This window comes from Pseudoalteromonas carrageenovora IAM 12662 (assembly GCF_900239935.1).
Classification (GTDB): domain Bacteria; phylum Pseudomonadota; class Gammaproteobacteria; order Enterobacterales; family Alteromonadaceae; genus Pseudoalteromonas; species Pseudoalteromonas carrageenovora.
In genome coordinates this window covers 692,118-714,262 of the sequence record NZ_LT965928.1, presented here as the reverse complement: position 1 = coordinate 714,262, position 22,145 = coordinate 692,118, and the positions used below count along the sequence as shown (strand labels likewise).

Here is a 22,145-nt window from a genome sequence, read left to right as displayed (position 1 = left end):
ACAGGTATGTAACTTTTTCAGACAAAAAAGAGCACGTAAAAGTGCTCTTAGATTTAGGCTTTTTAAATTAGTTAATCTTTATTCTCGTTAACTAAAATAACCTTACGATGCGGGAATGGGATTTCTATATTGTTTTCATCAAGGGCTTTTTTAATAAGCTCCGGCACTGTGTATAAAATTTCAAAGTAATGCTCGCCTTTACAAAATGGCCTTACTAAAAAGTCCACTGAGCTGTTGTTAAGGGTTTCTACTTCTACAAATGGTGCTGGGTCTTTTAAAATATGTGGGTGTGCGTCTAATACACTATCTATTACTTTACGTACTGCGTCGGTATTTTCGTCATAAGCCACACCAAAGTGCATATCTACACCACGAATTGGGTGGTGTGAGTGGTTAATAATTTGCGCACCCCAAATCTGGCTATTTGGAATAATAACCTGTTGATTATCGAACGTTTGCAAAATTGTAGTAAACATATCTACTTCAGTTACTTTACCAAAGCGCCCTGCTGCTTCAATAAAATCATTCACTTTATAAGGTCTGAATATAAGTAACATTACGCCAGCAGCTAAGTTAGACATCGCACCTTGTAATGCTAAACCAATTGCTAAACCTGCAGCGCCTAATAACGCAATAATTGAAGCCGTTTGTACACCAAAACGGTTTAACACTGCAATAAACACAAACGCTAAAATAATGTAACGGGCCATACTGCCTAAAAAGCGAAATAGTGTGTCGTCTAAGTGAGTATACTTGTGGCACAAACCAATAATTATGCCTCTTACTTTACCTGCTAACCATAAGCCTAAAAGTAAAATAATAATTGCTAGCAAAATATTAGTTGCCCAATCTATTGCCGCAGGTAAGTACTGATTTACATCAAGATTATTTATTATGTCGTCCATTTTTTTTCCTGTTGAACTGTTTGTAAATTATTAAAACATTGTAACGCCGACATATTAACCTTTTATTAACTAAAATACGACTTTACAACGACCTAAAGCTAAGCGCATTACTTTTTATGCAGTAATAAAGCTTAAAAAATCACATTTATGAATATAAAGTGAGCAAACCCTAATGTTTTTGCGTATATATTGTTCAATTTGTAAATAAAGCCAATGTGTTCTAAACCTTTAATAGACACCTTGTTAAGGAACATTGTTATGCCAACAACAAATACTATTAATAAAAATACCGAATTTGCACGCTGTATTGAGTGCAATAAGGTTGATACTTTTGCCGCCTTTCATTGGTTAGCGCTTGCATTTAAAGACATGGCACGCGCCCCCATACTAAGCCTCATTTACGGGGTTATATTTACGCTTATTCCTGTTGCTATTGTTTATTCAGCTGTGTTTACAGGCACCTACCTCGTTATTTTACCGGCAACCGTTGCCTTTGCTTTAATAGGTCCTGCATTTGCAGCAGGGCTTTACGATGTAGCGTGGGAACTTGAAAAAGGCCACAAACCAACGTTTGCCCACTCTATTAAGTCGATGTTTAGAAACCCTGTAGGTGAATGGGGTTTTGCTATATTGCTTATGGTAATAATGATTGCTTGGATGCGCTTAGCTGCATTAGTACACGCTTTATACCCAAGCCACGCCAACCCAACCTTTGAAGAGCTATCGGCGTTTTTAACACTGGGCAGTATTATAGGTGGAGTACTGCTAGTAACGGTATTTTCGCTTTCGGCATTTGCCCCACAAATTATGATGGAACGACGCGTTGATATAATGACAGCAGTGATCAGCTCTATGAATGCAGTAAAAACTAACTTTGCTGCCATGGTAGTGTGGTCAATCTGTATATTTTTATTGGTAGCTATTGGTTTTGCTACCGGGGCAACGGGGTTTATTATCATTATGCCGCTACTTAGCTACGCTAGCTGGCATGCCTATATCGCAGTTATTAAAACTAAAAAACCTCGCGGATACGAATAAAGCTTTACCAACCACATGAGTTAACAACCACAGTAAACAAAAATAGCGCCTAAGGCGCTATTTTTTTATTCGTTTTAAAGTGATTAAAACATACTACTTAAAAAACCCAAATAGCATGTAAAAATGGTTGGTTTTCTATTTCATCAGTACCTAGCTTGTTGTACCAATAACGCCATTCAAGCCCAACCATTAATTGCTTAGCCTCTAAATTAAAGTTTTGACCAACATCCCAATGCACTGCGGGTTGCGCGAGTAGCCATTCGTTTACTTTTCTGCCTTGCTCGTCATCACGCCCTGAAATATATTCAACGTGGCCAGTAAAATAAAATGCTTGGCTACCTAACGAAAAAGGTGCGCCCCATGCAAGATCCACAAAAATACTGGTATCTTGCTTAGCTAACTGATCTTTTTGTACACCGCCGTTAGCATCGATGTATCCAGCAAAAGTAGTGGTTAAAAAATCAAATCCAGGGGCATCCCAACTTAATTTTACACCGGGCGTGTATTTCATTAAGCCTTCTTCGCCTGCATTAATACCAAACACTAAACCTGTATCTTTTATTGGGCCGTACTTTAAAGAGGTATTAAGTGCTTTAGATAAGCTAAGTGTTGTGTACCACTCACCATAAATACCCGTATCTTGAAAACCATCGGTAAGGCTGTCGTTTAAAAAGTCGATAAATAAGTAGTTATCACCTAAGTCATGCTCAGATGCATGCTCTATGGTATATGTGCGTGTAAATGACGACTCCCCTGTAAATGGGTTTAAAGCATTACCAAAATTTGTATGGAGCTGTGTAACACTCCAGTTTTCTGCCAATGCTGAGTGAGACAAAAGCAGTATAAATGTTGTAAACAGTGTTTTTAAAAAATTCATAAATTATTAACAGACCCCAATTAAAATGCGGCAGGAGTATACCAGTGAGTATTCACTAACTGAAGTAGGTAAATAATAAAAAGAGATTAGATTTTAAAAAGTAACCAATACAAATATTAGGCTTACTTAGGGCGTGTTGATCTTTGTAGATTGAAATTTGTTCAATCTAGGGGCGATTAAATCGCGGCGCGAGGTTTGTAACCTAGTGGGCTAAGTAAAAACCGAGTAACAAAGAGTTAATCGTCCCTAGAAAGAACCCAAAGGGCAGCGCATGTTTGGTCTTTATGCTGCGTTATCGCCTATTCATGGGGAATAACCACACTAAATAAGCTCCGCCTTGCCTAAAAACCAAACATACTGCTGCAAATTCACCCACCAAAGATCAACACGCCCTAGTTCTGCTTTATATTTACGGGGCTAATTAGCAGTGTGCATAATTTACAAAGGAGCTGCAGATAATTCATAAGCACATTTTATTTAGAGTCTAATAAAAACTTAAATTTAAATTATACCCTTATAAAACAGCATGTTAGCTAAATTTAAAAATTCGGCATACGTATTGCTTTATTAATACCAAGTCATGTTTGTAATTAGATCTACAAACAATAAATCACATAACAGGAGACATTATGAGTAATACAAATAAAGTAGCCGAATTTACAGCACCCGGTATGGATAACGATGCAGCGCAAAATACAATTGCCACACCTGACAACCGTATGGTTGCGCTTATTGATTTACAGCTTACTTTAAAGCATATTCACTGGAATGTAGTTGGACCAAACTTTATTGGCGTACACGAAATGTTAGATCCACAAGTTGAAGCTGTACGCGAAATGACAGATACAATCGCGGAGAGAATTGCGACCCTTGGCGGTATACCCGTTGGAACGCCGCAATCGATAGTAGACCGTCGCTCATGGAATGAATATTCTATTGGTAAAGGTTTAGTAACCGAGCATTTAGGTGCACTTGATAAAGTGTACAACGGTATTAATGGCGATCACCGCAAAGCAATCGAAACGCTTTCAGAGCTAGATCCTGTTTCTGAAGATATGATTACTAGCCAATTAGCTGACTTAGAGCAATTTCAATGGTTTGTACGTGCTCATATTGAATCAGCTACAGGCCAACTGCAAAGCTAAAATTTTTAATCTATACAAGCCCTGCATTTATGCGGGGCTTTTTTTTGCAAAAAAATAAGCTCATTTACCATTTTGTACAACATCCCACCACATATCCATAATATAAATATAAATTAAACACAATAGAAAATTGGTATTACCAAATAATTAACGCAAATAAAAACCAGTAATTTCAACCTAGTTATTTAATCGTAACAACTTTAGGTTTACTTAATCTATTAAGAATAGTAACGCCTAATTTAGACTCATAATTAACACACTAAATACCTACATAAAAAATTTAAATTAGTCATAAATACCTCATTAAATATTACAAATCATACATAAAATGGCTTTGGTAATGGTTATTTTCCAATTTATATTAAATATTATTAAAACATTTCATTAATCATAACCTATTGAACAAATTAACTTTAAGTAAATTTAATAACAATTTGTAATACATTTTATGAAATTTTGGTAAACAAAGGTTGTAATAAAATTTAAATTGTACTAATTTCAACCACACAATCTGTATGACACAAACAGATCAAACACAACAAAATTGGTTAACCAAACCATATTGCAACACACACAATGACGCAAGTCGTACCCCAACGGGAGAGATACATGAAACTCAATCAAATTACTTCATCGCTAATTAATAAGCACCAAAAAAGTAGCTCAATAACACTCAGCGCTGCTGCCCTTTTATTAATGGCGTCTTCTACTATTTCAGCACAGGAAGCGCCGACAACTTCAGATATACCAACTGATGATATAGAAGTTATTGAAGTAAAAGGCATGTTAGGCAGTATGAAAGCGGCTGCAATGCTTAAGCGTACTGACGGACGTATTGTAGATGCTGTTGTTGCAGAGGATATTGGTAAACTGCCTGATAATAATATTGCTGAAGCACTTCAACGTATTACAGGTGTATCTATTAATACCGATTTTGGAGTGGGTGACAGTGTATCGATTCGTGGTTTACCGCAAAACCGCGTTGAATTAAATGGCCGCTCTACCATTGGTGACTCGCGTGATGGTATTAGCCTACAAGATTACCCTTCGAGTTTCTTAAAAACGGTAGAAGTTGTTAAATCACCTACCGCTGACATGATTGAAGGTGCGCTAGGCGGAACCGTTAGCTTAAAAACAGTTCGCCCTTTAGAGCTTGATAAACTTACAGGTGCTATTTCGATTGATGGCGAATACGCAGATAAAACCGAAAATGTAGCCCCTATTTTTAGTGGTTCAATTGGCGACAATTGGGACTTTGACGAAATGGGTACATTTGGCGCTATTGTGATGTTTTCATATCAAGATCGTGAAATTCGTCAAGATGAAACTTCAAGCCGTGTTAAGCCTCAAGATATTGAAATTAACGGCCAAGAAGGTAATACACCAAGTGGTAACGCTATCGTACGCGACGAGCACAGTGTTGAGCAATACGTAGAAAAACGTGAACGTACCGCTGTAAATTTATCTCTGCAATGGGCACCGCAATCTGGTAATGGCATGGTGTACCTTGATTTGAGCGGCACTAAACGCTCAGGCGAACAAGCTGGTAACTCTATTTTAGGTGTAGCGGGTTCGTTATCAACCGATGCAAATACCACTCAAGGTGCGAATGGTGTAAATAATTACACACTAACAAACGAATTTGGCATTCCAAAAACATACAGTGACTTTAGAGAAACCGACTCGTTTTCTAATGCACTTGGTGCAGAATGGAACATTACTGATAATATAAAAATTTCAGGTGAAGTTGCTGTTGCATCATCTGAAAGCGTAAGACCTGATTCTGAATTTACTCTTCGCCCAATCGAAAAATCGACATTTGAAGCAAGCGGTGGCGTTGATTTAGTAAACCATTTATACGATGGCGCTTTTTCACAAGACGGTAATAAACTCCCAAGTATTATTCACTCAGATCCAAATGCATTTACCGACCCACAAAACTTAGCATTACGTACATTTAAAAGTGAAGATAGAAGAACTGATAACGAAGAAACAGCTATTCGTTTTGATGTAGAAATGTTTGAACCTATCAGCAGCTTAAGCTGGGTATCTAAAATAAAAACCGGTGTACGTGTTACCAACCGAGATTACGAGTACGAGCAATACAAAGTTGAAATTAAAGACATTTATAAAAATGCATTTAATGACTCCGACGGTTCATTAGCGACTTTATGGGTAGATGATTACAATGCTGCGTTTTCAAATAGCTTTACAACTGTTAGCCACGATAACTCATTTGATCAATTAGGTAGTTCTGGCCAAAACGACCTATTAACGTTTTTAAGCTACAACGGTTTATCTAACCCTGCGAATACTTACGCTCAGTTACAACAGTTACTTGCAGGAACTAACTTAGCAACAACAGGAAGCCTTTCGGACAACCAAGAGTTTCAAGAAAGTGCGTACCGTAACGTAGTTGAAGATACAGCCGCAGTTTATATTTCAGCCTACTTAGATTTTGATAACATCACTGCAATTGTAGGTGGTCGTTATGTGACAACAGATTTAGAATCAAGCGTTTATTTAAATGGTGAAAAAGTAACAGGTGAGAATGACTACAGCGACTTTTTACCAAGCTTAAACGTTACCTATAACTACTCAGACGAAACATTATTCCGCTTTGCAGCTGCAAAAGTAATGCGCCGAGCAGATTTTAGTGAGTTAAGCCCAGCGTTTGACGTAAATAACGATATTACAGGCGCAACGCAAGGCTCTATTGATTTAGAACCATACCGTGCAACACAATACGACTTGTCAGTAGAGCATTACTTTGATGAAGGTAACGTAATATCTTTTGCTGTGTTTTATAAAGATGTTGAATCTTTCTTAAGTAACGAAAGCAGCTGTCAGGCTTCATCTAGCACCGCGGGTCAAAATGTAACGCAGTGGAACCAAGTATGTCAGCTAGATACCGCGGGTGTATCTCAAGATAACTTAGTTTACTCAGATACAACCGATTTCCCTGTTGATGCCGATGGCTTTAACCATGTTTCAGAGCTTCGCGATGCAGGTTTAACAGGTATTGATACCGTTAAAAATGTAAATGGCGAAAATGGCTCAGTTCAAGGTTTTGAAGTAGGTTACCAACAGTTCTTTACAAGCTTACCTGGTGCTTTTTCTGGCCTGGGTATAAACGCAAACTACACCTACGCAGACAGCGAACAACCTAACGGTAACCCACTGTTAGATATTTCTAAAAACACCTACAACTTACAAGTGTTTTGGGAATACGAAGGATTCTCTACACGTTTAGCTTATAACTACCGTGATAGCTTCTTAGATACTGAAAACGAAAAACGCGTTGAAAATATTAACTCAGACGGCAGTATTTCAGCAGAAGGTACAGTTTACGGTAACAACTACCGTGACGACCGCGGCCAGTTAGACTTCTCAGCAAGTTGGGACATTAACGAAAACGTGACCTTAGTAGGCAATGCAACTAACTTAACCGGTGAGCCTTCTATCTACCTATCTGAACTAGGTGGTGCTTGGAAGTACACTGAAGCAGACCGCAGATACAGCTTTGGTATCCGTGCTAAGTTTTAATTTCCCCTGAAAACTAAAGCCTGCTTTATGCAGGCTTTTTTTATTCAAAAATAGCTGTGTTAAAGCACAATTGAATTACTTTACGATTAAAGTTTAAATACTCCCCTCCTCCCGAAAAGTAATTTTTCATCTTTAAAGCCAACTTGCAGCTTTACCATAAAGTATCTAGTATTCAGAAATCGTGCTTAAATTTGGTACAAAAAAAGGGTTTCTAATGTCATTCGAATATATATCTAAAATATCACTCACATTAGCTTTAATGTTAGCGTTAACTGCGTGCGGCTCTGGAGGTAATGACTCAAAAATAGCTGAGAATAAAGAAACACTAACATCACCACCTGTAACTAATAACAATCCACAAGGTGATTACAAAATAATTATTTACGGTAATAGCCATAGTTCAAGCTTAGGTGCTTTATTAGAAACCATAATTACACATCAACTATCTAATACCTCAGTACAAACAATGACTGTTGGCGGGCGGTTTTTAGATGAAATAGCCGAAATAGACTCTAATATAGATAAACTAAGTGAAAATAATTGGAGTCATGCTATTTTTCAAGGCCAGAAATATTCGCAATCAGGAGCCGTTGACTACCCGACCGACGCCACCGAGCGTATGATCTCAGTTGCTAAAGAACAAAAAATAACCCCCATATTATTTCCAGAGCATCCTCAAAAGGGTAACCCTGCGGAAGCAAAACAGGTATACGATCTACATTTATCGATAAGTACAAAGCAGCCTAGCTGCGTCGCGCCTATTGGTTTTGTATGGAACCGAGTATTAGAAATAATGCCGAGCGTAAATCTTTATAATGCAGATGGAAATCATGCTTCATATGCAGGTAATGTACTCACTGCCATGGTTTTTTACGAAATAATTACCTCTGAGCTAGCCGATACCATGCAATTTGATGCAGATATAAATTTAAGTCAGCAAGAGCAAGCTATGTTTGCACAAGTAGTAACTGAAGTACTTAATTTGTACCCAGCATGTGGCGCTCAATAAAAAAGATTAAATGTAGTACTTAGTTTTGAACAAAAGTAATAATAATTAATACAAATGCACAATAGCTCATAGCTTAAGCCAACACCAAAAGTAGGCGTGTATATTTAATCTAAAAATAGTGGTAAATAAGTAACCATCACAGAACTACTCATTTACCTCTGCTTTAAACTACCCTACGATTTAGGGTAATTAGATGGAAAAAACGCGCGCTTGGCTTCTTCATCAAACTCTTTTTTGAAGGCTACATCGGTACCAATTTTACGCGCACGAGCAACAGCTGGGCGACTATCTATACTTTCAAACCAACGTTTTAAATTAGGGTATGGCGCTAAGCCCTCTTCACCTAATACTACTGGCGCTTTATCAATCCAGCCCCAAGCTGATACATCAGCAATGGTGTATTCATCACCCACTATAAAGTCGCGACCTTCAAGGTGTGTATCAAGCACTTCGTAGTGGCGCTGTGCCTCACGCAAGTAACGGTTAACAGCGTAATCAAGCCCTTCTGGCGCCATGTGTCTAAAGTGTACACTTTGCCCTGAGTATGGGCCTAAACCCGATGCGATAAACATTAACCATGAAAGCATTTCAGCGCGGTTTTCAGCTTTACCTTCTAGCTTTGCATATTTTTCAGAGAGGTACATTAAAATAGCATTTGAATCGAACACACGGGTTTCACCATCAACAATAGCAGGTGCTTTTGCATTAGGATTAATAGCTTTAAACTCAGGTGTATGTTGCTCACCTTTTAACGTATCAAGTGGCACAAGTTCAAACGGCAGCCCTGTTTCCTCTAAAAACAAAGCAACCTTCATTGGGTTAGGTGTATGGTGAAAATAAAATTTGATCATGAAACGCTCCTAAAAGTAGTGGCTACAATTAAATCACAACTTGAGCAATCGTTCAAATTCTTATTTTCCTCAGATAAACAGCTCTTAAGTTTGGCCTTACTTTCTTCAGCAGAATAGCTAAAAGGTGGATAAAGCTATATTAATTGCAGTTTTTATATAAATGAAACTTTAAAGTTAAATCATTAATAACATTGCGTTTACAAGGTTTTTTGTTTATAAAGTCGCTTAGAATGGATTCTTAAACTTTATACTCGTATAAGCTCCTTTCTAAATTACTTCTGCATTTATTTAAACGGATATAAAAAACTTATGCTCATAAGCAACAAACACATTAAAACAATAATAATTTCTGCACTGACTGCATCTACCTTATCTGGCTGTGCAACTACATCGTCAAAAGTAGTTGAAACGCCAACTGTAGCAAGCTACAACACAACCTACTCTGGTACAAAAAGTAAATTGGTCGTAGGTCAATTTGTAAATCGTTCTAGCTTTCAAAACGGTATTTTTTCCTCAGGCCAAGATCGATTAGGCAGCCAAGCAAAAACAACATTAATGAGCCACTTACAACAAACAAACCGCTTTAGTGTGCTTGATCGTGACAATATGGCAGCCCTTGCAGAAGAAGCAAGATTAACAGGTACAAAACAAGTTCTTAGTGGTGCTAAATTTGTTGTAACTGGTGATGTTACAGAGTTTGGCCGTTAAGCCATAGGCGATCGCCAATTGTTTGGCTTATTAGGTAAAGGTAAATCGCAAATTGCGTATGCTAAAGTGACCTTAAACATTGTTGACGTAACAACTTCAGAAGTTATTTACTCAGTTCAAGGCGCTGGCGAATACAGCTTATCTGAGCGCGAAGTTATTGGATTTGGTAGCACAGCTTCATATGATGCTACTTTAAATGGAAAGGTGCTTGATTTAGCGATTCGTGAAGTCGTTAATAAGCTTGTTACTGGTTTAGAGTCAGGTCAGTGGGGTGATAAATAATGAAAAAATTATTATCTCTTGTTGTGGTCTGTGCTGCCCTAGCAGGCTGTAACTCAACTAAAGAGCCAATTTATTATTACGGCGATTATAGCACTGCAGTTTATGCCTACTTAAAAGCAGATGAAGTATCTGCTGAAGAACAAATTAGCATGCTTGAGCAAGTAATAAGCGAAGCTGCGGGTAAAAATAAACCTGTTGCGCCAGGCCTTCATGCTCACTTAGGCATGCTCTATTTTGAAACAGGTAATCCTTCTTTAGGTACCACTCACTTTGAAACTGAAAAAACACTTTTCCCTGAGTCTGTTCAGTACATAGACTTTCTTTTAAACTCAGCAAAAGGTGCCTAACATGTTCAATTTGAAAACACTTACAACGGCAGCGTTATTAGCACTACTTGCAGGGTGTGTATCGCCTCCACCAGCGCACGATTACACCGCATTCAAACATGCAGATCCTCATTCTGTAATTATTTTACCGCCATTAAATAATACACCTGAAGTAATTGCACCATACAGTGTTATGACTCAAATGGTTGCTCCTATTGCTGAGTCTGGTTTTTACGTATTTCCAGTAGCTCTTGTTGAGCAAACCTTCAAGGGCAATGGCCTTACGGTTGCGAGTGATGTACACCAAGTACCAGTAAAAAAACTACATGATATTTTTGGTGCTGACACAGCTCTATACATTACTATTGAAGAATATGGTACTAGCTACGTTGTAATTTCTAGCGAAACCGCTGTAACTGTATCAGCTTCATTAGTAGATTTACGAAGTGGCGAGCAATTATGGCAAGGTAAAGCAAGAGCCTCTTCCGCTGAACAGCAAAATAATAGCGGCGGCGGACTTGTAGGTATGCTTGTAGTTGCTGCAATTAATCAAATTGCAGAAACTGTAACCGATAAAGGTTTTGAAATCGCAGCAATGACTTCAACACGCTTACTTTCTTCAGATGTTTACAACGGCTTATTATATGGACCTCGTTCACCTAATTATGGCCAACCGGCACCAAGCGAAAAGAAGCAATAAACTTTATAATTACTAATCTATTTTAGAGTTTTAAAGGCCGTACTACCAAGTAGTAACCGGCCTTTTTTTAGCGCTCAATTAGTACCGACTCTATGCGCAAGAGCCGAACGACTATGAACACTCCAAACCAACCACTTTAGCCGTCGTTCAATTTACTTATGTTTACAAATAATTATGATTTCACTAGATTTCTAGCTTATTTTTATTCACAATTCGTTCACTTTTATCTGTTAGTTATGCTCAGTGTCATGGCTAATCTTATATTCCAGTTTATTTATATGGTTTGTCAAAGCTAAGATTAAGGAAGATGTAATGCGTAAGCTACTCTCTGTAATATTTTTATCAACGATTTTCACTTCCGGCTGCGGTGGAGGTGGCGGGGGTGAAGATGCCGCTAAGTCCGCCGTCCCTATTGCTAATAAAACATCAAAATCAATTAGTGCAACTTGGTTTTACGAGTACCCTAATAAATGCTTAGAAACATTTCAGTTTAATACAGATGGTAGTTTCGAAATCAATTCTAATCAGTCGAATGTAACCGGTAGCTACTCATTTGATGCATCTGTTGATAGCGGTGAACGTCACTCATTAACCCTAAGCTTTGAGCAACAAAATCAAGGGTATGACTGTGAAAGCTCTTTTGATTATATTGTTGGGGCTAACTTTGAGCTATTTGCTAGTTTTCCCAATGAACAACAAATGCAATGGTATGAATCAGGCACTGGCGGCAGTGCTATTTTTACACTTGATAGAGCAATAACGTTGTCTTTATCAAGCGTACCTACTGAAGCAAAAGCAGGCGAAGAAGTTACATTCAATGTAAATAAAGATACTGAGTCAGACACCCCAGTCGAGTTATTATACGGACCCACTGGAATGACAGTATCAAGCAAAGGGGAAGTAAAATGGACCCCACTATTGCCTATGATAACGCAACAAAATACAGTTAAATTTGCTTTTACGTCTGATAGAACCCTTGAGCCATTAGTTAGTGAAATAAATGTAACAATACCAAACTTTAAAGCACCTACAATGCGAAAGGATATTGAGCTTACCGATACATCGAACGGCATGCAAATTGGTAACTTCATTGGCGATGAAAATAACGAAATGTTGGTGCTTGATAAATTAGGAGGGCTGTCTGTTATATCTCAAAAAAGCGATGGATTCGAATCAATTTACAGCTACCCATACTCTTTTGGCGGTAATCATAATGAAATGCGCCTGTCTGTATTTAAAGAAGATAATGGCGCAAACAATATCTTTGTAAAAACAAATAATAATATCTATCAAGTAAGTGATTTTACACAGCCCCCTCAAAGTGTATTTTCGACAAGTAAAACTATTCACAATTTTATGGTAAAAAATATTGATAGTGATAGCGGACCTGAATTAATCGTAATTTTTGGTGAAAGCTATAGCGCTAAAGAAGCTATTGTTTACGACAATAATTTTCAAACGGAGCTTTTTAGCTTTTCTCTAGAGGGAAATTCTCCTATTGAAATAGCTGTTGAAAATATCGATAGCGACACATCATTAGAATTAATACTCTCAAACGGTGAAATTTTTGATATCCAAAGTGCTAGCAGTCAATGGTTTAACGCTGACGGTTTTGGCCCAATTATGGCTATAGGTGACGTAAATAGCGACGGTATAAATGAGATCATTAGCACTGGAGGATGGAATTCGATAACAGTATGGAATGCAAATGATCGCTCTCAAATTCTAACTATTGATAATCAAGATAATTGTTCTGTAGCAACAGCAAATATAGATAACGACCCAGCCGATGAGATAATAATTGGCGACTGCCAATGGGGTCAAGTTCACGCCTACGATATTACTGACGATACTTATACAGAGCTGTGGACACTGCCACTTATAGATCATGGCAGCGCTGCGATGGTTGTTGGCGATATTAATAATGATGGTAAAGAAGAAATTGTTTGGGGGACAGGCTTAAGCAGTTCAGGTAAAGATATACTAGTAGTCGCTGGTATTACTCCAAATCCTGAAATTTTATGGCATAACGCAAATAGAGAATCACCTTCACAATACGATTCCTATATTGCAGCTGGGTGGGCAAATATAAGCCCTGAAAAAGAGGCGGCAGTTTATATAATTCCTAGTACAAATAGTGGCTATATTCGCCCTCGATACTTAACTATGAATGAAGATGGTAAAGTTACACCTAATTATAATAGCTCATCAAATATTCTCGAAGCAGCCTTAGCAGCAATAGGTGATATAGATTCAGACAATTATGATGAATTATTTATATTTGGAACTCGCAATTACTCTCCTTCCCTAAACGTGATTGAATTAGAGTCTGATATTTCTAAATGGCAAGTAACGACAGAAGATGACTCTTCTAATTATAATGGTTTAGAAGTTACTGATATTAATAACGATGGCTATGACGATGCATTAATAGCCACATATGACACACTTACCGTACATGACATTAGTAACAATAATGTTCTAGCTACATGGACAGCTGGCAGTGCTATCACCTCAATGACTGCCACAACAAGTACTTTAGGGGAAAAATTAGTAATACTAAGTACTCGAGATAGCTTAACAACTCTTACCTTTGAGAATAATAAACTGAGCATGCGCTCCAGTTCAGTAAATTCAGAGGAATGTAAGAGTCTTTATGCACAACCTCAAACGGATAGAGTTTTATGTTTTTCTCCTGAATACTCATATCAGGGTAATTTAGTTACTTTTTCATTAGACTTAGAACTATTACTAAAAGCTCGAATTAATGGTGAAATAACAAGCCTAGTACAATTACCTGATTCTGATAATGTATTAATAACCACAAACTCAAGTGACAATAATTATTATTCACAATCAAGTCTTATCTCTGAAGTCAGTACAAAGACAGGTGACATTGTATGGCAAGGCTACCCATTAGCAGGAGAAGTAATGGGTAACTCAATAAAATTTGGCAACATAGGTAAAGGTACAGTGCCACTAGTTTTTGGCACTAATGTTGGAATGTTTTTAACTCATTGATTTAAATTAAAGAGCTACTTGTGGTTTATTAAAAGAAATAAACCACAAGTATGCGCGAGAAAGTAGAGATAATTTAGTTTTGACTAAATAAAGATGAGGTTCAAAAACTAAAATTAATAGCAACAGAAAAAATAGTTTTTATAAAAATACTAACTAAAAAAGCCATCATAAAAAACATAGCAAATGCTGAAACAGCCCCACCACCGGTATACCCTGCTTTAGCTTTTTCCACCATCAATACATAAATTCCTAATCCTACGCTTACCTTAAACCATAGCCAGTAATCGTTGCTAAAAAGAGGAATTGCAGCAAAGCCAATAACGGGGACTAATATTTTGGCTTCTTCGTTTTTGTGCAATAAATAAAAAGCCACAATAGCTATATAAAAAAGTGCCGTTATATCGGGCATATAAATAACTTCCTTGTAAACATTTAAAGTAAATTTTAACTGTTGCGCTTATTAAGCATCGCTTTTAAATCAGCGAACGGAGAATGCGTTGCAGCTTCAACTTTTCGCTCTGTAGTCGACCCGCCATACATAATATGCTCGTGGTATTTATTGTGCTCATTATCGTGGCAATAAATACACAATAGCTCCCAGTTGCTGCCATCTTCAGGGTTATTACTGTGGTTATGATCTATATGATGCACCGTTAACTCACGTAAGTTTGAATACTCAAATTCACGAGCACAACGACCACACACCCAAGGGTATAACCTTAAAGCTTTTATTCTATAACCTTCCTCTTGCTTCATATAAGTCTGAGGTACATAGTTGGTCTTACTCATAATATTCCTGCTTCATATGCTCTTATAGTGTTTAACAACAAACTTAATGTAAGTGTTCCAACCTATACTTTTCATCATGTAGTAATTATATATTTATCGCAGGGTATAATAAAAACTAACTAAGCAAGCCATTATTAGCTACTACGGTTGCGTGAGCAACACGCGGAAGCTTTGCTCGGTTTTTACTTAGCCCACTAGGTTACAAACCTCGCGCCGCGATTTTATCCCCCCTAGATTGAACAAATTTCAATCCACAAAGATCAACACGCCCTATTTTACAAAGGAGTTTATGAGGCTTTGCATAATACGTACGCTGCAGTAATAACTATCTAATTAAAGGGTCATTTTAATTATTCAGCATTTATTGCTTCAAGCGCGTGCTCATTTACATGATTAATTAACTCAGGAAAAAATGCTAAAAATACCGCTTCTAATTCATGGTAGTTTCGCGTTATATCCTCAGCAGTACCTGCAAAGTTATTAGTAAAACGAATGCGTTTGGCTATGTTATCGAGCGCAAGCCCTACTCCATTAATTGTTTCGTATTCTTTAAACCAATCGTTTTTGGTCATACTGGTTACAACCTGTTGCATGCGCGGTGGCATAATAGGCATACGTTTATTTAAAAGCGCAAAGCTATTGTACTTAAAGTCGCTTAAAGGCTGCTGATTAAAGCGCTGCCAATGCATAATTAAAAAGTGATCAAACACCACGTCAATAGCCACACCTGCAAAGCGCTTACGCTCAGATGAAAAGTACTGTTTGGCTTCTTTTACTAACCGGTGAGAGTCGGTAAATTTATCGACTAAGTAATGGTTGTTTAGTGCGTTTTTAACTGTGTTTGGCAATTGTTCTACATGTCTTTTACCACCAAAATCACCCAGTAAATTTCCAAAGTGCGAATCGGCTGTAGGCTTTGCTAGATAAAGGTGAGCTAAATAATTCACATGTCCTCTGTTTTGGAAGTTAATACATTTTGATGGTAACTTAAATTTATCTAAAATTCAGATGCCGGCCTCTCAAAGTAAAGCAATAAAAGCACCAAACGTTATAAACACCCTTACCAATTACAATTGTGTTTTATTAATTCAGTAAAGGGTCAGCCTTATTTTGTTATCACTACTGCTCATTTTTGGGTGCGCATAAATCGTAAATACTTTACTAATTTTCTTTTTATATTGCCCTGCTATTTGCAGATATAGGCCTTACATGGATTACCAAAACAACTTTTTAAGTCAATCACAACACGCTGCACTGCAACAAGCACTAATCAATACCAAGCTTTTAAGCTGCCTTTCAGTAAATAGTGGAAATGTGCCTTCGCTTGAGCAACAAGCTTATGGGGCTATTGCAGTTATGCTTTATCGCTTTAATTTACAAAAAATAAAATGGTCGTCGTTTTTAAAAACTGCAATAAACTCAGCGACTAATACCTGCCAATGGTTAACCACCGAACTTGTAAGGTGCCAGCAAGAATACAAAGCCCAACCAAACGACGCTGTAATCGTTGAGCAAGGTGCATTTTTTAACGGAATTTTTAGTGAAGAACTCGCCTACATCAACGCCTTACTAGGTACTGACACGCAAACTTAATATTATTGCTAAGCATAAGTAAAATGGATTTTTAGTTGATAGCTGTGCTTATTATCCTCAAACGTCTATCGGTACGTAAATTGCTGTTATTAATATTCTTACTTTAAGAGTTAACAACTAATAACTCTGCCGCTATTAAATAAAACGAGGACAATATGAGTAATAAACAACTAATTACGACGATAGGTATAGGTCTCGCTGCTGCTTCTGCCGGTATGTTAACAAGGAAAACTTTACAAAAGTCGTGGGAAAAGGTTACCAACGAACCAGCCCCAAAAGACAAGCCAAGCGAAAAAACCGATCTTAAAGAAGCCGTTACATGGGCGGTAGTCTCAGGTATTGGAGCGGGCGCTGCAAGAATGGCCGTACGTTACGTACTAGACAAGCGCAAATCTAAGTAGCCAAAGTCAGCCACTCTTATAAAAAATATCTCTTATAAATACTTATTTTTATAAGAGATATTTGTTGCTAGCTTTATAAATAACACGTGCCCAAACGCTTAATCAAATCAATAATATTGATCACTCTATTTAAAAATTAGCACAAAAAAAGGTGAAACTAAGTTTCACCTTTTTTATTAAATCAATAAATAATTATGCAGTAGATACGTTGCTTGCCCCTGCATTGTTAAGTATTTCTTCAATAGCATTTTTGTTGTCGCTACTGTACTTAACGCCAATTAAAATAGAGCCTTTTTCAATCGCATCTTCATAGTATTTAATTTCGTGCTCAGGAATAAACGCACCAATTGCCGCACCTAAAGTACCACCAACAGCAGCGCCTGCACCACCAGCTGCAAATGCAGCTACTAATGGGCCAGCGACTAGTAAACCTGTACCACCTGTTGCAACAGTTCCTACAGCAGTAAAACCACCTACGATTGCAGCAATAATACCACCCGAAGCCGCGCCTAAAATTCCACCTTCAGCAGCTTTAGTTCCTTCATCAACAGCAAAATCTTCCTTTGCGTATGAGTCGTTGGCTACAACACTTATATCGGCTTCACTAACGCCTAGTGCTTCTAATCTATAAATAGCCAGTGTTGCTTGTGATGCATTATCAAATAACCCAGTAATAACGGTACTCATAATAACTCCTTTTTAAATTAAAAAAATACACGTATTACTAAGCAAAACCTAAACCAGATATTTAATCATTAAAATTCATACGGTTAAATAAAAAACTGATACTAAATCGCTTGTTTAAAAGGTAAAAATTGCTGAGCTTTGTAAAAAACTCCTACCTAAAAACTAAACTTAATGGCAAACAGCCCACAGCATTCATAAAAATAAAGTTATACCAATCCGCTTAATTAAGTGAACTATTTTGAGGATGGAAAAGCGTGTTGATAGTAAGGCAAAAATTTCGCTATTTAGTTGTTCTCGGCAATTGCTCCTGCATTGCTATACCTTCTGCATCCATGCAGTCGTAAATGAGAATTTTTTAACGCAGATAGCGAAACGTTTAGCCCCTAAAATGATTAAGTATTATTGCAAATTGGTATTATTACTTACTCCAGGTGATTTCGGCTAATTGGTTGGTCGCTGTTTGATGAATAATTAAGCCGTTATTACCCATACGCATGTGCCTAATTAAGCCAGAATAAACCCCTTCTTTACTCGGGATTTGCCAGCTCTGCATGGTTTCGGTATTAAGATCAAACCTAACTAGTGTTTCGGGGCGTTTAGCCGACTCGTTAAACCAAATAGCGCTGTCGGCATACTCAATGGCATACGGGTGGCTGTTTTTACCGCTTGGGTTATCCCACTCGGTGATATTGCCGTTTTTAGGGTTATAGCGGCCAAGTTTGCCCATGCCAGAGTTTACATAAAACACCATATCATCAGGCGTAATAGCAAGGCGCCTAGTATGTGTTTTAGCACCTGGGAGTTTTATTTCGCTAAGCTCCATGGTGTTTTTATCAACTTTAACCAAACAGTTACTGCCATTACACGACACCCACGGCGACCCGTTAGAATCAAGCTTAATACCATAAGGCCGCGAGCCTTTAGTGGGTAAAGTAGCCAGCTGAATATCACCGCTTTTAGGATCTAGCTTGCCAACCATGTTGCTGTGCTGCAGGGTAAACCAAAAAATGCCTGCGTTATCAAACACGCCAGTATGTGGGTCTCGGGCGTTTTTATTAGGCATTTTATACACTTTAAATTTTTCGGTTTTTAAATCTAAATACCCAACCGTGCCATTTTTATTACCTAAAAACCAAGGGGTTTGGTTTTTATCAAGCGATACACTGTGTGCATAAGTACCACTTGGCAAAGTGTACTCTTTCATTTCACCGGTTTTAGGGTTTAACCTACCTAAAATATTGCCCCACTGGCCAACCCACCAAATAAGTCCGTTTTTACCTTGCACGGGGTCACGAGCGCGCTGCCCAAGCGTAGGCACTTGCCAGTATTTAAAGCTAAGTTTTAAATCGCCTTTTACCACCGTTGACTCGCGCTTAGTGTTAATAGGGTAATGCTTTGCAAAATATGTGCTTATATCTTTACTAAGGGCAGTGCCTTCACCTGTATCAACCATATAGCCTATGAGTGTTTGCCAATCCTCTTGGCTATAACCCGCACTGCGCTCTAGGTTGTTTAAACTATGGCAACTGGCACAAAGCTGCTCAACTAACACTCCTGGCTCATTACTCAATACAGGTAGCGGCGCAGCCAAAGCCCCTAGCGCAGCCATTGCCACAACGTGTTTATTAAATAAAAATCGATTTTTACGCATAACGCCTCCCTTGTTTTTAATATTAAAGCATAGGGCGAAAGTGTTTACTATGTGAGCGACATTAGATTTTAGACATTAGATTTTAGACATTAGATTTTAGATTTTAGATTTTAGATTTTAGATTTTAGCTTTTAGGAAAATAGTGTCAGTTTAAGTGTCGGTGCATGAGTCGCTAGTTTTGCGGCGAAATAATGATTCACAAAAATTCAGATATGCTTTTTCTGGTTAAAAAACTAACACTAACTATTTCTACATCATAAACCCAATATTTCGGGCTTACGCCCGACACGCCAGCAGGCTAAGCGCCTACAAGTAATAGCATTTGTATTTATCTTTAGCTGTGGTTATTACATTGGCTATGCGTTGGGTTTCGCGCGCTCAAACCAACCTACGGTTGTTGCCTGCCTACAAGCTTGCGTATAATGCCCGCATTCTGGCTGTATGTTTTAGCCGCTAATTTGGATTTTAATAATGAAAAAACTCTCTGCAGTGCAAGTAAAACAACAAGCCCTTGTGCTTAATGTTGCCGATAAACTAGAAGCACAAGGGCGAGAAGAAATCCCTGGTATGTTGCAGTGCTGGTTTGATGTGGAATACCACTTATTTCCAAGTTCACTACTGCTTTGTTTTCAGTTCGAAAACGAACAAGCTTTAGCAGCCGCAGAGCCTGGTATATTAAAATGGCAAAAGCGTTTAAGCGGCGCAATGCTAAAAAAAGGCGTAATTTTAAAAGATATGCGTAAACATTTAGTGTTTACCTTAAAAGGGCCTGACGATTAATAAGAGGTTTTTTAAGGGCTATAGGGCCTTATCCTCCTATTACCGAAGCGCATAAAACCATAACCGAAAGCCGCTGCATTACTGCAACGGCTTTTTACTTTTATGAGCACTTAAAGTAGAACCCATAAAGATCAATTTTGACTCAAGGATTTTTATTAGCCGACAATCTAATTGGCCAGTTAAACAATACCAATGCTCGGCAAAAGCAAATTTTAGTCGATTCAACGTTAATAGGTTGCTCTAAGTTAGCAATCGTAGGATAGTAAATTACACATAAAACAATCGCTTTATCTTAGGAGTATCATGATCAAAGTATTACTAGCGACTAGCTTAATTGCCTCTTCATTCGCTGTTTTAAGTAACCCTTTAACTGTTGAAGAACAGCGTATCAACAAAGCCCAAACAGCTATGCCAAGTGTTTTAAAAGCATTTACCCCAGAAGTATCAAGTTTTGAGCAACAATTTAAAGAGCTTAACAACTTTAAAAGTGCAAAAATATTAGTACAAAGCTTTAGCTTTGAACTGTGGGAAAACGCCAAGCAACGCATAGTAAAAACCAATAATTACGACGACCGAGAACTTTACTGGGCGCGCCTGCTTTCAAGCAAAGTAATACGCACAACATCACCTAAATTTGCAATTACGCAGGCTCAACTAAATACTTTACTAACACTACTTGAGGAAGGCAGTAGAGGGCGTACCGACCTTGCTTTTTCATCAGGCAGTACTAAAAAAATATTACTTACAGGCTTTGACCCATTTTTACTCGATAGAAACATAAACCAAAGTAACCCCTCAGGTGTTGCGGCGTTATTACTCGACGGCCAAGTTATTAATTACAACGGCGTGAGCGCAGAAATTAACACCGTTATGGTGCCTGTACGCTACGAAGACTTTGATCAAGGCATAATAGAATCACTACTTGCCCCCTACTACGCACTTAATAATGTAGACATGATAGTAACCGTAAGTATGGGCAGAACAGAATTTGATTTAGAACATTTCCCTGGTAAACGCCGTAGCGTAACTGCCCCAGATAATGCCAATATTGTGTATGGCGGCACGCAAACAAGCCCAGTAATACCAAAGCTTAATGGCCGACCACTCCCTGGCAACGAGTTTGTAAAATTTAGCTTGCCTGTAAGTTACATGCAACAAGCTAAAGGCCCTTATAAGGTTATCGACAATCACGAAGTCACCACGCTTGAAAAAACCTATAAAGCGCCTTCGTACGGCGAGCTTAAAAATAGTATTGCAGTTAATGGCGGCGGCGGTGGTTACCTATCTAACGAAATATCGTACCGGAGTATTCGTCTGCGCGATGCGCTTAATTCAAGTATACCTACAGGGCATATTCATACCCCACGTATACAACAATTCGAACCTGAAACAGAAGCTAAAATAGTAAAACAAATGAAGGCAATGCTAGAGCAAAGCTTAGTCGCGCTATAGTTTATAATTACCAGTTTAAGCGCATAAAAAAGGGCAATAACATTGCCCTTTTTTAAATGGGGTTACTAGGGGCTGGTTTTGCATTTTTCCTTAATCACAAAAGGCAAAAAGAAAAACCTGACCCTGCTGATTTTTGTTGGTACTAAAAGATGACTGAGGCGAAAGCCAAGGGCCTTAATTAATCATCAATAAGGCTTAATTAAACCTCTTAAATTCTCATGGTGCTCTTTATTCTAGCCACGGTACATATTCACACCAATCGGCGTCATTACTAGGTGCGTAGTCATATTTAAATTGAGTCTAAATAATAAGAACACTTGGTTTTTGAATAAAAAGATCAAGAAAACACAGCTACCTGTTTAACCGGAGTTTTTAATGGGTGAC

General features: G+C 38.0%; 19 protein-coding genes and 1 pseudogene. 12 read left to right on the top strand and 8 right to left on the bottom strand.

All coding sequences use genetic code 11. The features are described 5' to 3' along the window. Positions 1-71: 71 nt before the first annotated feature. Entirely contained in the window at positions 72-905 is an 834-nt protein-coding gene (locus ALFOR1_RS03355; RefSeq protein WP_058547083.1) for a mechanosensitive ion channel family protein, read from the bottom strand. A gap of 258 nt (positions 906-1,163) precedes the next feature. On the opposite strand from ALFOR1_RS03355, the gene ALFOR1_RS03350 reads away from it, so the two are divergent. Then, the gene (locus tag ALFOR1_RS03350) at positions 1,164-1,943 is read left to right on the top strand and encodes a DUF2189 domain-containing protein (protein ID WP_058547082.1); all 780 of its coding nucleotides are present in this window, start codon (positions 1,164-1,166) and stop codon (positions 1,941-1,943) included. 97 nt (positions 1,944-2,040) lie between these two features. Here ALFOR1_RS03350 and ALFOR1_RS03345 read toward each other — a convergent pair whose 3' ends face one another. After that, the gene (locus ALFOR1_RS03345; protein ID WP_104642058.1) at positions 2,041-2,820 is read right to left on the bottom strand and encodes a nucleoside-binding protein; all 780 of its coding nucleotides are present in this window, start codon (positions 2,818-2,820) and stop codon (positions 2,041-2,043) included. A gap of 629 nt (positions 2,821-3,449) precedes the next feature. On the opposite strand from ALFOR1_RS03345, the gene dps reads away from it, so the two are divergent. From dps to ALFOR1_RS03330, 3 genes are all read left to right on the top strand, one after another. Then, positions 3,450-3,965 (top strand): DNA starvation/stationary phase protection protein Dps, encoded by a 516-nt coding sequence (dps, locus tag ALFOR1_RS03340; RefSeq protein ID WP_104642057.1) that lies wholly within the window; start codon positions 3,450-3,452, stop codon positions 3,963-3,965. Positions 3,966-4,574: 609 nt separating this feature from the next. Beyond that, a complete protein-coding gene (locus ALFOR1_RS03335) occupies positions 4,575-7,511 on the top strand; it encodes a TonB-dependent receptor (protein WP_104642056.1) in 2,937 nt (978 codons plus the stop codon). Positions 7,512-7,725: 214 nt separating this feature from the next. Continuing rightward, positions 7,726-8,520 carry a hypothetical protein gene (locus ALFOR1_RS03330; protein ID WP_104642055.1) on the top strand — a complete coding sequence of 265 codons (795 nt, stop codon included), beginning with the start codon at positions 7,726-7,728 and terminating at the stop codon, positions 8,518-8,520. 173 nt (positions 8,521-8,693) lie between these two features. On the opposite strand, the gene ALFOR1_RS03325 is transcribed toward ALFOR1_RS03330, so the two are convergent. After that, positions 8,694-9,371: a glutathione S-transferase family protein gene (locus ALFOR1_RS03325; protein ID WP_058547077.1), complete on the bottom strand. Its 678-nt coding sequence runs from the start codon at positions 9,369-9,371 to the stop codon at positions 8,694-8,696. A gap of 309 nt (positions 9,372-9,680) precedes the next feature. Here ALFOR1_RS03325 and ALFOR1_RS03320 point away from each other — a divergent pair. From ALFOR1_RS03320 to ALFOR1_RS03305, 4 genes and pseudogenes are all read left to right on the top strand, one after another. Beyond that, positions 9,681-10,361 (top strand): annotated as a pseudogene (locus tag ALFOR1_RS03320) (CsgG/HfaB family protein). Beyond that, positions 10,361-10,708 (top strand): DUF4810 domain-containing protein, encoded by a 348-nt coding sequence (locus ALFOR1_RS03315; RefSeq protein ID WP_104642054.1) that lies wholly within the window; start codon positions 10,361-10,363, stop codon positions 10,706-10,708. The pseudogene ALFOR1_RS03320 and the gene ALFOR1_RS03315 overlap by 1 nt, the downstream one beginning before the upstream one ends. Before the next feature lies 1 nt (position 10,709). Beyond that, on the top strand, positions 10,710-11,387 hold the full coding sequence (locus tag ALFOR1_RS03310; protein ID WP_104642053.1) for a DUF799 domain-containing protein: 678 nt from the start codon (positions 10,710-10,712) through the stop codon (positions 11,385-11,387). 312 nt (positions 11,388-11,699) lie between these two features. Next, positions 11,700-14,408, top strand: coding sequence for an FG-GAP repeat domain-containing protein (locus tag ALFOR1_RS03305; protein ID WP_104642052.1), 2,709 nt, complete (start codon positions 11,700-11,702; stop codon positions 14,406-14,408). Positions 14,409-14,508: 100 nt separating this feature from the next. Here the strand turns inward: ALFOR1_RS03305 and ALFOR1_RS03300 are convergent, their stop codons facing one another. From ALFOR1_RS03300 to ALFOR1_RS03290, 3 genes are all read right to left on the bottom strand, one after another. Further along, positions 14,509-14,817: a hypothetical protein gene (locus ALFOR1_RS03300; RefSeq protein ID WP_104642051.1), complete on the bottom strand. Its 309-nt coding sequence runs from the start codon at positions 14,815-14,817 to the stop codon at positions 14,509-14,511. A gap of 35 nt (positions 14,818-14,852) precedes the next feature. Further along, positions 14,853-15,197, bottom strand: coding sequence for a YajD family HNH nuclease (locus ALFOR1_RS03295; protein ID WP_104642050.1), 345 nt, complete (start codon positions 15,195-15,197; stop codon positions 14,853-14,855). A gap of 350 nt (positions 15,198-15,547) precedes the next feature. Next, on the bottom strand, positions 15,548-16,144 hold the full coding sequence (locus ALFOR1_RS03290) for an acyl carrier protein phosphodiesterase (protein ID WP_104642049.1): 597 nt from the start codon (positions 16,142-16,144) through the stop codon (positions 15,548-15,550). 262 nt (positions 16,145-16,406) lie between these two features. Here ALFOR1_RS03290 and ALFOR1_RS03285 point away from each other — a divergent pair, with 262 nt between their 5' ends. Both ALFOR1_RS03285 and ALFOR1_RS03280 read left to right on the top strand, forming a co-directional pair. Continuing rightward, positions 16,407-16,790 carry a hypothetical protein gene (locus ALFOR1_RS03285; RefSeq protein WP_104642048.1) on the top strand — a complete coding sequence of 128 codons (384 nt, stop codon included), beginning with the start codon at positions 16,407-16,409 and terminating at the stop codon, positions 16,788-16,790. A gap of 155 nt (positions 16,791-16,945) precedes the next feature. Further along, positions 16,946-17,191, top strand: coding sequence for a DUF4235 domain-containing protein (locus ALFOR1_RS03280; protein ID WP_058547062.1), 246 nt, complete (start codon positions 16,946-16,948; stop codon positions 17,189-17,191). A gap of 192 nt (positions 17,192-17,383) precedes the next feature. Here ALFOR1_RS03280 and ALFOR1_RS03275 read toward each other — a convergent pair whose 3' ends face one another. Together ALFOR1_RS03275 and ALFOR1_RS03270 are read right to left on the bottom strand one after the other, a co-directional pair. Then, complete coding sequence (locus ALFOR1_RS03275) at positions 17,384-17,878, bottom strand: hypothetical protein (protein WP_104642047.1); 495 nt, start codon at positions 17,876-17,878, stop codon at positions 17,384-17,386. Positions 17,879-18,296: 418 nt separating this feature from the next. Beyond that, positions 18,297-19,529: a Vgb family protein gene (locus tag ALFOR1_RS03270; RefSeq protein ID WP_104642046.1), complete on the bottom strand. Its 1,233-nt coding sequence runs from the start codon at positions 19,527-19,529 to the stop codon at positions 18,297-18,299. A gap of 471 nt (positions 19,530-20,000) precedes the next feature. Here ALFOR1_RS03270 and ALFOR1_RS03265 point away from each other — a divergent pair, with 471 nt between their 5' ends. Continuing rightward, a complete protein-coding gene (locus tag ALFOR1_RS03265; RefSeq protein ID WP_104642045.1) occupies positions 20,001-20,309 on the top strand; it encodes a hypothetical protein in 309 nt (102 codons plus the stop codon). Between the two features lie 303 nt (positions 20,310-20,612). Beyond that, positions 20,613-21,761 carry a hypothetical protein gene (locus ALFOR1_RS03260; RefSeq protein ID WP_104642044.1) on the top strand — a complete coding sequence of 383 codons (1,149 nt, stop codon included), beginning with the start codon at positions 20,613-20,615 and terminating at the stop codon, positions 21,759-21,761. Positions 21,762-22,145 lie beyond the last annotated feature (384 nt).

What these genes read in the sequence shown, in the direction of transcription:
- ALFOR1_RS03330 (WP_104642055.1), top strand. Translation starts at nt 7,726, where the DNA reads ATGTCATTCGAATATATATCTAAAATATCACTCACATTAGCTTTAATG.
- ALFOR1_RS03310 (WP_104642053.1), top strand. Translation starts at nt 10,710, where the DNA reads ATGTTCAATTTGAAAACACTTACAACGGCAGCGTTATTAGCACTACTT.
- ALFOR1_RS03280 (WP_058547062.1), top strand. Translation starts at nt 16,946, where the DNA reads ATGAGTAATAAACAACTAATTACGACGATAGGTATAGGTCTCGCTGCT.
- ALFOR1_RS03345 (WP_104642058.1), bottom strand. Translation starts at nt 2,820, where the DNA reads ATGAATTTTTTAAAAACACTGTTTACAACATTTATACTGCTTTTGTCT.
- ALFOR1_RS03355 (WP_058547083.1), bottom strand. Translation starts at nt 905, where the DNA reads ATGGACGACATAATAAATAATCTTGATGTAAATCAGTACTTACCTGCG.
- dps (WP_104642057.1), top strand. Translation starts at nt 3,450, where the DNA reads ATGAGTAATACAAATAAAGTAGCCGAATTTACAGCACCCGGTATGGAT.
- ALFOR1_RS03350 (WP_058547082.1), top strand. Translation starts at nt 1,164, where the DNA reads ATGCCAACAACAAATACTATTAATAAAAATACCGAATTTGCACGCTGT.
- ALFOR1_RS03295 (WP_104642050.1), bottom strand. Translation starts at nt 15,197, where the DNA reads ATGAGTAAGACCAACTATGTACCTCAGACTTATATGAAGCAAGAGGAA.
- ALFOR1_RS03265 (WP_104642045.1), top strand. Translation starts at nt 20,001, where the DNA reads ATGAAAAAACTCTCTGCAGTGCAAGTAAAACAACAAGCCCTTGTGCTT.
- ALFOR1_RS03300 (WP_104642051.1), bottom strand. Translation starts at nt 14,817, where the DNA reads ATGCCCGATATAACGGCACTTTTTTATATAGCTATTGTGGCTTTTTAT.
- ALFOR1_RS03270 (WP_104642046.1), bottom strand. Translation starts at nt 19,529, where the DNA reads ATGCGTAAAAATCGATTTTTATTTAATAAACACGTTGTGGCAATGGCT.
- ALFOR1_RS03275 (WP_104642047.1), bottom strand. Translation starts at nt 17,878, where the DNA reads ATGAGTACCGTTATTACTGGGTTATTTGATAATGCATCACAAGCAACA.
- ALFOR1_RS03305 (WP_104642052.1), top strand. Translation starts at nt 11,700, where the DNA reads ATGCGTAAGCTACTCTCTGTAATATTTTTATCAACGATTTTCACTTCC.
- ALFOR1_RS03315 (WP_104642054.1), top strand. Translation starts at nt 10,361, where the DNA reads ATGAAAAAATTATTATCTCTTGTTGTGGTCTGTGCTGCCCTAGCAGGC.
- ALFOR1_RS03335 (WP_104642056.1), top strand. Translation starts at nt 4,575, where the DNA reads ATGAAACTCAATCAAATTACTTCATCGCTAATTAATAAGCACCAAAAA.
- ALFOR1_RS03325 (WP_058547077.1), bottom strand. Translation starts at nt 9,371, where the DNA reads ATGATCAAATTTTATTTTCACCATACACCTAACCCAATGAAGGTTGCT.
- ALFOR1_RS03260 (WP_104642044.1), top strand. Translation starts at nt 20,613, where the DNA reads ATGATCAAAGTATTACTAGCGACTAGCTTAATTGCCTCTTCATTCGCT.
- ALFOR1_RS03285 (WP_104642048.1), top strand. Translation starts at nt 16,407, where the DNA reads ATGGATTACCAAAACAACTTTTTAAGTCAATCACAACACGCTGCACTG.